Source organism: Allobosea sp. GW821-FHT09G06 (assembly GCF_059416005.1).
The window spans coordinates 1,875,785-1,890,392 of the sequence record NZ_JBWKOI010000001.1 but is presented as its reverse complement, the minus strand read 5'-3'; the positions used below and the strand labels follow the sequence as shown (position 1 = coordinate 1,890,392).

15 protein-coding genes are annotated in these 14,608 nt (G+C 67.7%); 3 read left to right on the top strand and 12 right to left on the bottom strand.

Annotated features, from left to right (window positions below; all coding sequences use genetic code 11):
• The 10 genes from AC07NY_RS09315 to AC07NY_RS09270 form a co-directional block, all read right to left on the bottom strand.
• Positions 1–1,602, bottom strand: coding sequence for an NTP transferase domain-containing protein (locus AC07NY_RS09315; RefSeq protein ID WP_494583426.1), 1,602 nt, complete (start codon positions 1,600–1,602; stop codon positions 1–3).
• Between the two features lie 9 nt (positions 1,603–1,611).
• Positions 1,612–2,304: an XdhC family protein gene (locus AC07NY_RS09310; protein ID WP_494583424.1), complete on the bottom strand. Its 693-nt coding sequence runs from the start codon at positions 2,302–2,304 to the stop codon at positions 1,612–1,614.
• 3 nt (positions 2,305–2,307) lie between these two features.
• A complete protein-coding gene (locus AC07NY_RS09305; RefSeq protein ID WP_336814380.1) occupies positions 2,308–2,937 on the bottom strand; it encodes a LysE family translocator in 630 nt (209 codons plus the stop codon).
• Position 2,938: 1 nt separating this feature from the next.
• Entirely contained in the window at positions 2,939–3,262 is a 324-nt protein-coding gene (locus tag AC07NY_RS09300; protein ID WP_494583422.1) for an XdhC family protein, read from the bottom strand.
• Between the two features lie 197 nt (positions 3,263–3,459).
• A complete protein-coding gene (locus AC07NY_RS09295; protein ID WP_494583420.1) occupies positions 3,460–4,659 on the bottom strand; it encodes a vWA domain-containing protein in 1,200 nt (399 codons plus the stop codon).
• Complete coding sequence (locus AC07NY_RS09290) at positions 4,656–5,036, bottom strand: nuclear transport factor 2 family protein (RefSeq protein WP_492287350.1); 381 nt, start codon at positions 5,034–5,036, stop codon at positions 4,656–4,658. Before AC07NY_RS09290 ends, AC07NY_RS09295 begins: the two co-directional genes overlap by 4 nt.
• 32 nt (positions 5,037–5,068) lie before the next feature.
• Positions 5,069–5,983 (bottom strand): AAA family ATPase, encoded by a 915-nt coding sequence (locus AC07NY_RS09285; protein ID WP_494583418.1) that lies wholly within the window; start codon positions 5,981–5,983, stop codon positions 5,069–5,071.
• A gap of 157 nt (positions 5,984–6,140) precedes the next feature.
• On the bottom strand, positions 6,141–6,944 hold the full coding sequence (locus tag AC07NY_RS09280) for an FAD binding domain-containing protein (RefSeq protein WP_494583416.1): 804 nt from the start codon (positions 6,942–6,944) through the stop codon (positions 6,141–6,143).
• Between the two features lie 124 nt (positions 6,945–7,068).
• Entirely contained in the window at positions 7,069–9,432 is a 2,364-nt protein-coding gene (locus tag AC07NY_RS09275; protein ID WP_494583414.1) for a xanthine dehydrogenase family protein molybdopterin-binding subunit, read from the bottom strand.
• Between the two features lie 96 nt (positions 9,433–9,528).
• Positions 9,529–10,041 carry a (2Fe-2S)-binding protein gene (locus AC07NY_RS09270; protein ID WP_494583412.1) on the bottom strand — a complete coding sequence of 171 codons (513 nt, stop codon included), beginning with the start codon at positions 10,039–10,041 and terminating at the stop codon, positions 9,529–9,531.
• A gap of 288 nt (positions 10,042–10,329) precedes the next feature.
• Here AC07NY_RS09270 and AC07NY_RS09265 point away from each other — a divergent pair, with 288 nt between their 5' ends.
• On the top strand, positions 10,330–11,685 hold the full coding sequence (locus AC07NY_RS09265; RefSeq protein ID WP_494583410.1) for a methyl-accepting chemotaxis protein: 1,356 nt from the start codon (positions 10,330–10,332) through the stop codon (positions 11,683–11,685).
• A gap of 123 nt (positions 11,686–11,808) precedes the next feature.
• Here the strand turns inward: AC07NY_RS09265 and AC07NY_RS09260 are convergent, their stop codons facing one another.
• On the bottom strand, positions 11,809–12,261 hold the full coding sequence (locus tag AC07NY_RS09260) for an SRPBCC family protein (RefSeq protein WP_199085851.1): 453 nt from the start codon (positions 12,259–12,261) through the stop codon (positions 11,809–11,811).
• 147 nt (positions 12,262–12,408) lie between these two features.
• On the opposite strand from AC07NY_RS09260, the gene AC07NY_RS09255 reads away from it, so the two are divergent.
• Positions 12,409–13,668: an aconitase X gene (locus AC07NY_RS09255; protein ID WP_494583408.1), complete on the top strand. Its 1,260-nt coding sequence runs from the start codon at positions 12,409–12,411 to the stop codon at positions 13,666–13,668.
• Positions 13,659–14,069 carry an aconitase X swivel domain-containing protein gene (locus AC07NY_RS09250; RefSeq protein WP_494583406.1) on the top strand — a complete coding sequence of 137 codons (411 nt, stop codon included), beginning with the start codon at positions 13,659–13,661 and terminating at the stop codon, positions 14,067–14,069. Before AC07NY_RS09255 ends, AC07NY_RS09250 begins: the two co-directional genes overlap by 10 nt.
• A gap of 15 nt (positions 14,070–14,084) precedes the next feature.
• Here AC07NY_RS09250 and AC07NY_RS09245 read toward each other — a convergent pair whose 3' ends face one another.
• Positions 14,085–14,600, bottom strand: a complete 516-nt coding sequence (locus tag AC07NY_RS09245; protein ID WP_492287342.1) for a flavin reductase family protein — start codon at positions 14,598–14,600, stop codon at positions 14,085–14,087.
• Positions 14,601–14,608: the final 8 nt, after the last annotated feature.

Sequence of the window (14,608 nt, the reverse complement as noted above, 5' to 3'; positions counted from 1 at the left end):
TCAACCCCGCAGCGCCCGCAGAGCCTCCGGCGTATCGACATCGATCGCGATCGCCGGGTCCTCGAACGCGACCTCGATGACACGCTCCCCGGCGTCGTCGAGCAGTCTCCGCGCCCCGCGATCGCCGCTCAGCAAGGATACGGCAGGGAAGATCGCCCGCGCGAGCAGCACAGGATTGCCGCGCTGGCCGAACAGCGTCGGCACGGCCGCCAGCGCCTCAGGCTGCCCGCGATGGGCGTCCATGAGACACTCGATCACGGACGGCGTGACATTCGGCATGTCGCCGAGCGAGATCACCGCCGCCGGCACCTCGGACGGCAGCGCGGCGACGCCAGCCTTCAGCGAGCCGGCAAGTCCGGAGGCATAGTCGGGATTATGGACGAGCCGGACCGGCATATCCGCCAGCGCCACCTCGACCTCGGCGCGCTGATGCCCGGTCACGACGATGACCGGGTTCAAACCCGCCTCGATCTGCGCCTCGACGGCATGGCGCAGGATCGGCTTGCCACGCAGGGGTTGCAGCAGCTTGTTCTCCGCGCCCATCCGCGTCGATTGTCCGGCCGCCAGCACGATCCCCGCCAACGGGCCGCTCTCGGCAGAGCCCGGAGCGCGCGGCTGCGGCCGCGAGACGATCTCCATCAGCAACCCGCCGACACCCATCTTCTGGACGTCGCTGCGCCCGACGGGAACACCGGCGAGATAACGCTGCAACACCCAGTCGAAGCTGTTTTCCTTCGGCGAGCGGGCGCAGCCCGGAGCGCCGATCACCGGCTTGCCCGCGATGCGGCCGAGCATCAGCAGATTGCCGGGATCGACCGGCATACCGAGATGCTCGACCTCGCCGCCGGCCTCGACCAGCGCCTGCGGGATCACGTCGCGCCGGTCGGTGATGGCCGAGGCACCGAAGACGACGATGATATCCGCCTCTCCCGCCGCCTGTTCGGCGATGGCGGCCGCCAATGGCTCGGCCTCATGCGGCACGCGCTTATCCGCCGCCAGCACCGCTTCCGCCGGCTCCAGCCGGTCACGCATGATCCGAAGCGTCTTGTCGACCACGCTCGGCTTCAGCCCCGGCAGCAGCGTCGAAATCACCACGACATTTGACCGACGATAGGGCGCGACCGAGACCGGCGCCGCGCTGCCGAACGCGGCGAGCGCCTGTTCCACCAGCGCTTGCGGCACCGCATAGGGAATGATCTTCACGGTCGCGACGAGCTCGCCCGCAACGACCGCCTTCAGCGCCGGCAAGGTCGCGACCGTGATCGCCTCGTCCACTGCATTGAAGGCGTCGATCGCCGCGACATCGATGCGCAGCACGCCCGCCTGCGTGGCGAACAGGTTGACCCGCCCGGTGAAGGGCGGCTCGGCCACGATCGCCTCGCCGACCATCCGCTCGGCCAGTCGCGCCGCCGCGGCATTCTCATCGATATCGCCCGGCTCCAGCCGGACCGCGACGATTTCGGTGACGCCGGCCGCCGCAAGCTTCGCGGCCAGCTCCGCCGTGACGGTCGCGCCCTTCTTCACGATGGTTCCATCGGCGCGGATGGTATGCGCCGCGATGCAACCGACGGCGTCGGCAATGGCGACCGGTCCGAATTTCATGCTCGATCCTCAGGCCGGCTTGCGGCGTGGGCCACGCAGCGTCGCGACGATCTCGGCCAGGATCGCGAGCGCGATCTCGGCCGGCGAGACCGCACCGATATCGAGCCCGATCGGTGCATGGATGCGATCGGTCGCGGCGGCATCGAAGCCCGCCTCCGCCAAGCGCTCCAGCCGCCTGCCATGCGTCTTCCGGCTGCCCAGCGCACCGACATAGAAGCAATCGGAGCGCAGGGCCGCGACGAGGCCGGGATCGTCGATCTTCGGATCATGGGTCAGCGCGACGAAGGCGGTATAGGCATCGAGCCCGATCCGACCGATCGCCTCCTCCGGCCATTCGGCGAGCAGCGTCACCTCCGGAAAGCGCTCGGGCGTGGCGAAGGCGGTGCGCGGATCGATCACCACGAGATCGAGATCGAGCGCCCGCGCTATCGGCGCCATCGCCTGCGAGATATGAACGGCACCCGTCACGACCACGCGCGGATGCGGCGCCTGCACGGTCAGGAAATAGGATGTCCCCTCCGCCTCGACCATGCCGCTCTTGCCGGAGCGCAATTGCCGCTCCAGCACGTCCGCCAGCGGATCGCCGGCGATCGCGGCCTGCTTCACCAGCCTTTGCGTGCCACTGGCGAGGTCGCTGACCAGCACGGCCGCGCGGCGCGCCTGCCGCTCGGCGTTGAGCGCGGCGAGGATTGAAAGCTCCACCGCTCAGCCCCTGTCCGTCGCGAGCTTCAGGCCAAGCGCGATCATCAGCGAGCCGCCGATCCAGCGCCCGAAGGCGAAGCTCGCCTTGGTCTTCTTCATCGCGCCGACGACGAGCGAGGCGCCGAAAACGGTGACGAGATCGGCCGAGGAGAAGGCGAAATTCACGATCGTGCCGAGGATCAGGAACTGCACCCAGACCGGCAGCGAGGCGGCGGGATCGACGAACTGCGGCAGGAGCGCGATGAAGAACAGCGCGACCTTGGGGTTCAGTATCTCGACGATGAAGGAATCGAGCAGCGCGCGCTTCACCGTCTTGGGCGGCGCGACTGGCTGATCGGGCGAGCCCATGCGTGACCGGATCATGCCGATGCCGATCCAGATCAGGTAGAGCGCACCGGCGATCTTCACGGCCATGTAGAGTTCCGGCACATGCTTGAACACGGCCGAAAGCCCGAAGGCAGCAGCGAAGACATGCAGGTAGCAGCCGAGATGGATGCCGAGCATCGCCATCAGCCCGGCCTTGCGGCCGTGGCTGATCGTCTGGGCGGCGGTGTAGAGCAGCGCCGGCCCCGGAAAATAGGCGACGAGGATCGTCACCGTCGCGAAGGCGACGAGGGTTTCCCAGGAGGCCATCTCAGTTCACCTTCTCGACATAGACCTTGATGCGCCCACCGCAGGACAAGCCCACCTGCCAGGCCGTTTCGTCGGCGACGCCGAATTCCAGCATCCGCGCCTTGCCATCGGCGATGACGTCGGCAGCCTCGGCCACCACCGCACCCTCGACGCAGCCGCCCGAGACCGAACCGAGGAAGTTCCCATCATCGTCGATGACGAGGTGCGAGCCAACGGGGCGCGGCGCCGAGCCCCAGGTCTCGACCACGGTCGCGATGGCAACGCCGCGTCCGCCGCGCGCCCAGTCCTCGGCAGCGCGCAGGATGTCGGTTTCGGTGCTGATCATGGTCGGAGGACCTTGTTGGCTCGCAGGGGAACGCGACCGGCCCCCTCTCCCCCTGCGGGAGAGGGTTGGGGTGAGGGGTCGCGCGACGCTTCTCGATATGTCGAGAGACCCCTCATCCGTCTCGGCTTCGCCGAGCCACCTTCTCCCGCAAGGGGAGAAGGGAGGCGCGCGGGACGGCATTATACAGACATCATGCCTCAACCCGCCTTCTTCAACCACAGGCGCGGATCACTCTCCCGCCCTGCATCCAGCGAAAGCGCCGCGCAAAGATCGGCCATCGCCGCAAGGTTGTGGATCGGCCGGAACGAGTCGACATGGGGCAGCATCGCCCGGATGCCGCTCGCCCGCGCCGCGAAGGCGTCGTAGCGCAACAGCGGGTTGAGCCAGACGAGCTGCCGGCAGGAGCGGTGCAAGCGATCCATCTCGAAGCCGAGGCTGTCGTCGAGATGCCGCTCCAGCCCGTCGGTGAAGAGCAGGACGATCGCCCCGCCCGCCAGCACGCGCCGCGACCAGATCCGGTTGAAATCATGCAGGGCGGTCGCGATGCGCGTGCCACCCTCCCAGTCCGGAGCGGCCTTGCCGGCGAGCGCCAATGCCTCGTCGGGATCGCGCGCCCGCAGCATCCGCGTGACATTGGTCAGGCGCGTGCCGAAGACGAAGGAATGCACGCGCCGGCGCTTCTCGGTCAGCGCGTGCAGGAAATGCAGGAAGATGCGGGAATACTCCGCCATCGAGCCGGAGATATCGACCAGCGCCACAATTGGCGGATGCACCTCGCGCCGTTCGCGGAAGGCGAGATCGATCGAGCCGCCGCCACCCCGCAGCGACTGCCGAAAAGTCCGGCGCGGATCGATACGCGCGCCGCGATGCGCCGGCCGGAAGCGGCGCGTCACGATGCTGTCATCGGGCAGCCTGAGCTCAGCAATGAGTTGCTTGGCGCGCGCGATTTCGGCCGCGCTCATCTGGGCGAAATCGCGCGATTTCAGCATCTCGCGATCGGAGACGGTGAGCCGCGCCGTCAGCTCGGTCAGCTCCTTAGGCGGCTCGTCCTCACGTGGTGGTGGCGCGAAGGCCTCCGCGACACGCAAAGCCCCGGCCTCCGCCTTCTCCGGCTGGCTGTCGGCGCGGGGCGAGACCGGCGACATCTGCGCCATGATCTTCTCGATCAGGTTGCGCCGGCGCCAGAACAGCCGGAAGGCCTGATCGTAGACGGGTGAATCCTCATGCTTCTTCACGAAGATCGCGTGCAGCGCCCAATAGACGTCGTCGCGCCCGCCGAGCGCACCGCCTTCCAGCGCCGAGATCGCCTCGACCACGGCGCCCGGCCCGACCGGCAGCCCCGCCGCGCGCAAGGCGCGAGCGAAATAGGCGACGTTCTCGGCGAGCTTGCCGCTCACGCGCCCCGCGTCTCCGTCATGAACACCTTCTGGACGATCTGCCAGCGGCTCTCGATCTTCAGCAGCGAGAGCAGGTCGGTGAAATAGCGCGGCGGCATCTGGCACTTCACCTTGACCAGCGCCAGCGTCGGCCCGACGAGATCGATGGTCAGGATATGGTCGTCGCGCTGCAACCCGGCCGCCTGCGGCGCCGGCCGGTTGCGCACGGCGTCGAGCCAGGCATCGCGCGTCACGATCTGGATCGCGCCGTCGTCGCGCGCCGTGGTCAGCGCGCTCGTCGGATGGAAGACATGGGCGAGCTTCTCGGCATCGCCCTCATAGAGCCCATCGAGATAGGTCCGGACCGTCGCCTCGACGGCCTTGATGTCGGCGTTCATGGCAGCACCCTCTCGCTTCGCGGCGCGGGAAACTAGCGCCCCGCCTCCGCCTTGGCCCGATCCAGAAGCTCCTTCACCTGCGAGCCCTGCATCGCCTGGATATCGTCCTGATACTTCAAGAGCGCCCCCAGCGTATCCGAAACGATGGCCGGATCGAGCGCGACCGCATCGAGCTCGACCAGGGCCGTCGCCCAGTCCAGCGTCTCGGCGACGCCCGGAGCCTTGAACAGCTCCTCCTTGCGGATCGCCTGCACGAAGGCAACGAGCTGCTTCGAGAGCTTGGCCGGCGCATCCGGCACCTTCGCCTTCAGGATCGCCAGCTCGCGCACGGCATCGGGATAGCCGACCCAGTGATAGAGGCAGCGCCGCTTCAGCGCGTCATGGATCTCGCGGGTGCGGTTCGAGGTCAGGATCACGATCGGCGGCTCGGCCGCGCGGATCGTGCCGAGCTCGGGGATCGTCACCTGCGCATCGGCCAGCACCTCGAGCAGGAAGGCCTCGAAGGCCTCGTCGGTGCGGTCGAGCTCGTCGATCAGGAGGATCGGCGCACCGCCCTCCTGTGGCTCCAGTGCCTGCAGGAGCGGCCGCTTCACCAGATATCTCTCGGAGAAGATATCGCCTTCCAGCCGCTCGCGATCACCGGCCGCGCCGCCGGCCTCCGCCAGCCGGATCGCCATCATCTGCCCCGCATAGTTCCACTCGTAGACGGCGGAGGCGAGGTCGAGCCCCTCATAGCATTGCAAACGGATCAAGCGCCGGCCGAGCCCTGCCGCCAGCACCTTGGCGATCTCGGTCTTGCCGGTGCCGGCCTCGCCCTCCAGCAGCAGTGGCCGCTTCATCCGGAGCGCCAGGAACAGCACCGTCGCGAGCGCGCGGTCGGCGACATAGCCTTGGCCCTGCAGGAGCGCGAGCGTGGCGTCGATCGAGGAAGGCAGCGGCAGGGTCATAGGTACTCGCGTCATTCCGGGGCGACCGCAGAGCGGTCGAGCCCGGAATCCATAACCGCCGACGGAGCCAATGACGAGCACCGACAGCGGTTATGGATCCCGGGCTCTTCGCTTCGCTCGCCCCGGGATGACACCGGTGGCGAGACCAATCGCACGCTTACTTCCCCGTCGCCTGCGCCACGGCCTGCTTGGCCATCACGCCGATGAGATGAGCGCGGTACTCGGCATCGGCATGGATGTCGCCGTTGATGCCCTTGGCGGCGTGCTTCAGCCCGTCCAGCGATTTCGGCGCGAAGCGCGCCTTGAGCGCCGCCTCCGCTTCCGGCCAGCGGAAGACGCCGCCCTCGCCCGCACCGGTCACCGTGACGCGGATATCGCTGCCGCGCTTGGCGACGAAGACGCCGACCATCGCATAGCGCGAGGCCGGGTTGCGGAACTTGGCATAGCCCGCCTTCGAGACCAGCGGGAACGAGACCTTGGTGATGATCTCGCCTTCGTCCAGCGCGGTTTCGTAAAGCCCGGTGAAAAACTCCTCGGCCGTCAGCTTGCGCTTGTTGGTGACGACGGTCGCGCCGAGCGCCAGCAGCGCCGCCGGATAATCCGCCGCCGGATCGTTATTGGCGACCGAACCGCCGATCGTGCCGCGATGGCGCACATGCGGATCGCCGATGCTGCCGGCGAGGAAGGCGAGCGCGGGGATCGCCTCCTGCACCTCGGCAGAGGATGCGACTTCGGCATGGGTCGTCATCGCGCCGATGACGATGTTGCGGCCCTTGCGATTGATGCCTTTCAGGTCGGCGCAGGCGCCGAGATCGACCAGCGCGGTCGGCGAGGCCAGCCGCTGCTTCATCGTCGGCAGCAGGGTGTGGCCGCCGGCGAGGAGCTTGGAATCCTCCTTCTTGGCGAGCAGTGTCGCCGCCTGCCGGGCACTGGTGGGCTTGTGATAGGTGAAAGCGTACATGATGGGTCTCCGCTCTGTTCGGGAACCGTCATGCTCGGGCTTGACCCGAGCATCTCGTCCAGGAAAGCGCTATGGCGCCTCACCGCGATGAGATGGTCGGGTCAAGCCCGACCATGACGGAAAATCATTCGGCTGCCATACGATTCACGCTCTTCTGTGCCGCGCGCCACACTGCCTGTGGCGTCGCCGGCATCGCGATGTCCTCATGGCCGAGCGCGTCGGTGATGGCGTTGATGACGGCGGGCGGCGAGGCGATGGCGCCTGCCTCGCCGCAGCCCTTGATCCCCAGCGGGTTCGACGGGCACGGCGTCACGGTCATGCCGACATCGAAGGACGGCAGGTCGTCGGCCCGCGGCATGGTGTAATCCATGAAGCTCGCCGTCACGAGCTGGCCGTCGGCATTGTAGCGGGCGCCTTCCAGCAGTGCCTGGCCGACGCCCTGGGCGATGCCGCCATGGACCTGTCCCTCGACGATCATCGGATTGATGACATTGCCGAAATCATCGACGGCGGCCCAGCGCTCGATCTTCGTGACGCCGGTATCGGGATCGATCTCGACCTCGCAGATATGGACGCCGGCTGGGAAGGTGAAGTTGGTCGGATCGTAGAACGCCCCTTCCTTCAGCCCCGGCTCCAGCTCCTGCCCGTTGAACTTGTGCGCGACATAGGCCTGCAGGGCGCAGGAGCCGAAATCGAGCTTGCGGTCGGTGCCCTTCACCGAGAAATGCCCGTCCGCGAAGTCGATATCGGCCTCGTCGGCCTCCAGCACATGGGCGGCGACCTTCTTGCCCTTGGCGATCACCTTGTCGATCGCCTTGAAGATCGCGGACATGCCGACCGCGCCGGAGCGCGAGCCGTAGGTGCCCATGCCCATCTGCACCTTGTCGGTATCGCCATGGATGATCGAGACATTGTCGATGGGGATGCCGAGCCGGTCGCTGACCAACTGGGCAAAAGTCGTCTCATGGCCCTGGCCGTGGCTATGCGAGCCGGTGAGCACCTCGACCGTGCCGACCGGATTGACCCGGACCTCGGCCGATTCCCACAAGCCTACACCCGCGCCGAGCGAGCCGACCGCAGCCGACGGCGCGATGCCGCAAGCCTCGATATAGGAGGAGAAGCCGATGCCGCGCAGCTTGCCGGCGCGAGCCGAGTCGCGCTTGCGCTTGCCCAGCCCCTTGTAGTCGATCATCTCCAGCGCCTTCTTCAGCGAGGCGCCGTAATTGCCGGCATCGTACATCATGATGACCGGCGTCTGGTGTGGGAACTTCTTGATATAGTTCAGCATCCGGAACTTGGCCGGGTCCTTGCCGAGCTGGCGCGCGGTGACCTCGACCAGGCGCTCGACGACGAAGGTCGCTTCCGGCCGCCCGGCGCCGCGATAGGCATCGACCGGCGCGGTATTGGTGTAGACCGCGTCGACCTCGCAATAGATCGCCGGGATATCATACTGGCCCGACAAGAGCGGCGCGTAGAGATAAGTCGGCACCGAGGATGAGAAGGTCGAGAGATAGGCGCCGAGATTGGCGGTGGTCTTGACCCGCATGGCGAGGATCTTGCCCTCGGCATCGGTCGCCAGTTCCGCATGGGTGACGTGGTCGCGGCCATGCGCGTCGGAGAGAAAGGCTTCGGTACGATCCGCCGTCCATTTCACCGGCCGCCCGACCTTCTTCGCAGCCCAGACGCAGACCGTCTCCTCGGCATAGATGAAGATCTTCGAGCCGAAGCCGCCGCCGACATCCGGCGCGATCACCCTGAGCTTGTTCTCCGGCGCGATGCCGATGAAGGCCGAGAGCACGAGCCGCGCCACATGCGGGTTCTGGCTGGTGGTGTAGAGCGTGAAGATGCCGTCGCCCGCATCGTAGTCGCCGACGGCCGCCCGCGGCTCCATCGCATTGGGCACGAGCCGGTTGTTGACGAGGTCGAGCTTGGTGACGTGCTTGGCGGCCTTGAACGCCTTCTCGGTCGCGTCCTTGTCGCCGAGATGCCAGTTGAACACGCTGTTGTCCGGCGCCTCGTCATGAACCACGGTCTTGGCGCCGATCGCCTTGGCGGTGTCGACCACCGCCGGCAGCTCCTGATAATCGACTGCGATCGCCTCGGCCGCGTCGCGCGCCTGCGCCAGCGTCTCGGCCACCACCACGGCGACATGGTCGCCGACATAGCGCACCTTGCCCTGGGCCAGCGCCGGATGCGGGCCGGCGCGCATCGGCGAGCCGTCCTTGTTGTGGATCATCCAGCCGCAGATCAAACCACCGATCTTGTCGGTGGCGAGATCGTCCCCGGTGAAGATGCCGAGCACACCCGGCATGCCGGTCGCGGCCTTGGTGTCGATCGACTTGATCTTCGCATGCGCATGCGGCGAGCGCAGGAAATAGGCATGGGCCTGGCCCGGCCGGTTGACGTCGTCGGTATAGCGGCCCTGGCCGGTGATGAAGCGGTGATCTTCCTTGCGGCGGACTGCGGCGCCGATTCCGGTGGCGGACATGGTGTTCCCTCCTCGCACGGCACCTCTGGCGGGCGCCTCATTGCCTGGAACGCAAGACAGACGGGAAACGCGCGCCGTTCGGCGCGGGCAGATGCCTCACTCGGCAGCGCGGCGCGGAGCTTCGCGATCCTTCAATGATCCGCCGGCCATGGCCTCGGCCCCGGCGGCGATCGCCTTGACGATGTTGTGGTAGCCGGTGCAGCGGCAGATATTGCCGTCGAGATCCTCGCGGATCGTCTTCTCGTCGAGGTCGTGGCCGCGGCGGTTCACCATATCGACGGCGGACATGATCATGCCCGGCGTGCAGAAGCCGCATTGCAGCCCGTGATGCTCGCGGAAGGCCTCCTGCATCGGGTGCAGCTTGTCGCCGGCCGCGAGCCCCTCGATCGTCGTCACGGAAGCGCCGTCCACGGAGACGGCGAGCGTCGTGCAGGATTTCACCGCCTTGCCGTCGAGATGCACGAGACAAGCACCGCACTGGCTGGTGTCGCAGCCGACATGGGTTCCGGTCAGCCGCAGGTTCTCTCGCAGGAACTGCACCAGAAGGGTGCGCGGATCGATAGTGGCGGTGACGGCTTTGCCGTTCACCGTCAGCGAAACAGTGGCCATGAGCATATCTCCTGTGACCCGTCTCTGACGCCGATCCGTCCCCTCCCCGGGACTGGACCGTGCTGAAACCCAGGGAATGGCCGGCCTCATCAGGCAGGCTTTCCTTGGAACAGCTCAAAAATGAATGTGGACCCGCGTTTTTCCGGGGTCAAGCGGGACGACGCGCTCCCAAAGCCCTGATTTTCGCCGAATTCCGGGAGATTTCGCCGCCCCGGTCTTCCCGTGGCGCATATTGGCGAAATCTTAATGAGCCCCTGTCAGGCTCTTCCGCGTGGCAGGCCTTCCCGCATGAGCGACTTCGTGCCTCTGATCATGGACCAGATCCAGCGTCGCCTGAGGGCGATCGGCTATGGGGAGGTGCAGCGCGAGCGCTTGCAGCGCTACCGGCCGCTCATCGACCGGCTGATCGAGGGACTGGTCCAGGCCGATTTCGATCGGGCCTTCATCATCCACCCGCCGCTGCGCGATACGGTCCTCCCCGTTGCCGAGGCCCTCTACCCGGCCGAGGCGGCCCATTTCCGCCTGCTGTTCGTCGGCGCCTTCGACGCGACTTACCTCGACTCGATGGATCGGCTTTGCCAGCTCGAGCGGCAGGCCAATGTCCGCACCCGCGCCCGCGCCTCTATCGCCTTCTCGCTGGTGAGGGAGATCTGCCTGGCGAGCCGCAAGCGCTCGCTCGTCTCGCCCGCGAAATTCGCCGAGGACCTCTTCATCATCGAGCGAATCCTGACCTATGACGTCAACACGGCGATGACGATCAGTCAGGAGGTCGAGGCCAGCGACGCCCGCCGCCGCGTCGCCACGCTCGACGAGGCCGCGGTCAAGCTCAAGACCCGCATCGCCAATCTCGACGGCACGATCAGCGATGCCGTCGAGCAATTCGTCGCAACGGCCGACGAAACCGGGCGGACCACCAGTTTCATCAAGGACACCGTCGGGAAGGTCGCCAGCGCCTCGGTCATCGTGCGCGAGAAATCGCTCCAGACCGCGGCCGCAACCGAGGAGATGTCGGCCAATATCGCCGATATCGGCCAGCGCGCCCGGCAGAGCCTGTCGATCACGCATCAGGCGGTGCTCGATGCCGGCGAGATGAACGAGGCGGTCGTACGCCTGCGGGAAGCCACCGGCAGCATCGGCAAGGTCGTCGGCATGATCGCCGATATCGCCGCCCAGACCAATCTGCTCGCCCTCAACGCCACGATCGAGGCCGCCCGCGCCGGTGAGGCCGGCCGCGGCTTCGCCGTCGTCGCCGCCGAGGTGAAATCGCTGGCGACCCAGACCGCGAGCGCGACGCAGGACATCGCCGGCCAGATCGCCGAGCTTGCGGCCAGCGCCGATGCCTGCGGCACCCATGCCGCCGCGATCGCCGCGACGGTCGATGCCATCCGCCTCGATTCCGAGGCGATCTCGGAAGCCGTCACCCAGCAGAGCAAGGTCACCGCCTCGATCGCGCACGACGCCGCCATGGTGGCGGATAGCTCGGACGCGGCGATCGAAAGCGCCAACGCCGTCAATGGCAGCCTGGACATGACGCAGACCGCGCTGGAGCGGGCCAATGCCGCCGCTGCCGACATCGCGCTCCAGGTCGGCGCGGCCGAGGCGGCGGTGACCCAGGCGTTGGCAGCGCTGCGCGAAGCCTCCTGAGGCGCTACGCCGTCATTCTCGGGCGAAGCGAAGCGCAGAGCCCCGAGAATCTCGTGCAGGAAGGGGCGCCTTCTCGTCCTGAGATGCTCGGGTCAAGCCCGAGCATGACGAGCACGGAACGACTCAGCCCTCGCTCACCGCCTTGGCGAAATTGGCGAAGAATTCGTCGGCCAACTTCTTCGAGACCGAATCGATCAAGCGCGAGCCCAACTGCATCAGCTTGCCGCCAACCTGAGCCTCGACCTCGTAGCGCAGCAGGGTCTGGCCGCCTTCCGCGTCGCTCAGATGGACCCGCGCGCCGCCCTTGGCGAAGCCCGCGATGCCGCCCTCGCCTTCGCCGGAGATGCGGTAGCCGTTCGGCGGATCGAGCTCGCTGAGCTCGACCTTGCCCTTGAAGGTCGCCTTCACCGGCCCGAGCTTGACCTTCACCACCGCCGAGAGATGCGTGTCGTCGTCCATGGTGAGCTGCTCGCAGCCGGGAATGCAGGCCTTCAGCACCTCCGGGTCGTTCAGCTTGGCCCAGACCACGTCCTTGGCGGCCGGCAATGTCGCCTCGCCGTTCATCGTCATCGCCATGGCGTGTCTCCTGCATCAGGTCACCGCGACACGGACGATTGCGGCCGGCGCGGTTCGAAGGTTATCCAGTTCCCTATCCATGGTCGCAAAGCCCCCGCCTGCACAAGAGGCGCCCGGCATGGAGCTCGCGCCCATCCGGGAGAACCGATGCTGGAACTCACCCAAGACGAACGCGCGATTGCCGGCGGCAGCGCCGGCGAAGGCGCGGCCATGGCGATGCGGATCGTGGCCGAGGCCGCTCGCCTGATGGGCGCGCCGCGCCTGATCCCGGTCGCTTCCGCCCATATCGACGGCGCGCTCTACCATGGCGATTCCGGCACGCTCTTCGCCGAGAAGCTGGTCGCAGGCGGCGCGCGCGTCGGCGTGCGCGCCAGCCTGAATGTCGGCTCGCTCGCCCCCGCCGGCTGCGCCGCGATCCGTTTGCCGCCGCATGAGCGCGACATGGCCCGCCGCATGATGCGCGCCTATGAGGCGATGGGCTGCGAGCCGAGCTGGACCTGCGCGCCCTATCAGGCCGGCCACCGCCCGGTGCAGGGCAGCGACGTCGCCTGGGGCGAATCCAACGCGGTCGTGTTCTGCAATTCCGTGCTCGGCGCCCGGACCAACCGCTATGGCGATTTCCTCGACATCGCCTGCGCCATCGCCGGCCGCGCGCCGGATTACGGCCTGCACCGCCCCGAGAAGCGGGTCGCGACCCTGCTGATTGATGTCGGCAGCCTCTCCCGCGAACTCCGCTCCTCCGACGTGTTCTATCCCGTGCTCGGCACGATCCTCGGCCGCCGGGCCGGCAGCGACGTCGCGGTCATCGAGGGCCTGCAGGGCTGCACCAGTGAGGATCGGCTCAAGGCACTCGGCGCGGCGGCAGCCTCGGCCGGCGGCGTCGGGCTGTTTCATGTCGCGGGCGTGACGCCCGAGGCTCCGGACGCTGCGACCGCTCTGGGTGGTATTGCACCACGCGAGACGATCACCCTGACGCCGAACGATATCGCCACCGCCCTCGCCCGCCTCTCGACGGCCGGGCCGACCGACCGCGTCGATGCCGTCGCCATCGGCTCGCCGCATCTCTCGCTGGCCGAGATCGACGAACTCGAAGGCCTCATGGCCGGGCGCCGGCTGAGGGTGCCGCTCTACGCCAATACCGGCCGCCATGTCATTGGCCCGCTTGAAGCGCAAGGCCGGCGCGCAGCGCTGGAAGCGGCGGGCGTGGTCTTCGTGGTCGATACCTGCGTCGTCGTCACCCCGATTCTGCCCGAGCTGGAAGGCGCGGTGCTGATGACCAATTCCGGCAAGTTCGCCCATTACGCGCCGGGCAATACCGGCTACGCCGTGACCTATGGCTCGCTCTCGGAATGCGTCGAGAGCGCCATTGCCGGCCGGCTCGTCAGGGAAAGCCGCGTATGGAGCTGAAGGCGGAAATCCTCCTGCCTGGCGACGCCGTCACCGGCGCTTGCCTGGCCCTCACCGCCCCGATCAGCTTCTGGGGCGGCGTCGATCCGGCGAGCGGCGCGATCATCGATGCCCGCCATCCCGAGCGTGGCCGGAACATCGCCGGCCGCATCCTCGCCTTGCCCGGCACGATCGGCTCGTCCTCGGCCTCGGCCGTGCTGCTGGAGCTGGTCCATGCCGGCAAGGCGCCGGCTGCGCTCCTGATGGATACGCCGGACGCCATCCTCCTGCTCGGCCTCGTCGTCGCCCGCGAGATGGGCTGGCCGACGCCACCAGCCTTTCGCTTGCCGGCTGCCGATCAGAAGGGACTCGCCGACCGCGGAATCGCGATCTCGGCAGAAGGGCTGATCACCGTCGTTTGAGGCGGAAAGCGCGTTCTAGACCGCGCTGAAGCGGCGATGCCGATAGATCAGCCCCGCCCCGCGCCCCGCGCCGCCGAGGCCGACGACCTCGCCGATCACGATGCGGTGGCTGGCGACGTCATGCGTCGCGACCAGCCGGCAATCGAAGGCCGAGATCGCGTCGAGCAGGATCGGCGCCCCGGTGGCGAGTGTTCCCCAGCGAGCGGTCGCGAAGCGCGCCTCGCCCTCGACACCCCGCCGGCTGGCGAAGATTTCGGCGAGTTCGACAAGCTGCTCCGGCAAGGTGTTGATGCAGAACGCCCCGCTCGCCTCGATCGCGGCCAGCGTACGGCTGCCCCGCGCGATGCAGGCGAGCACGGTCGGCGGCGAATCGGAAACGGAAGCGATGGCTGTCGCGGTCAGCCCGATGCGCCCGCCCGGCCCGTCGGTGGTCACCACATGCACGGCGCTCGCGACCTGCGCCATGGCATCGCGGAAGACATGGGGCTCCGGGTGGTCCAGCGGCGGCAGAGGGTGGACGGTCTTCGTCATCGGCTCGA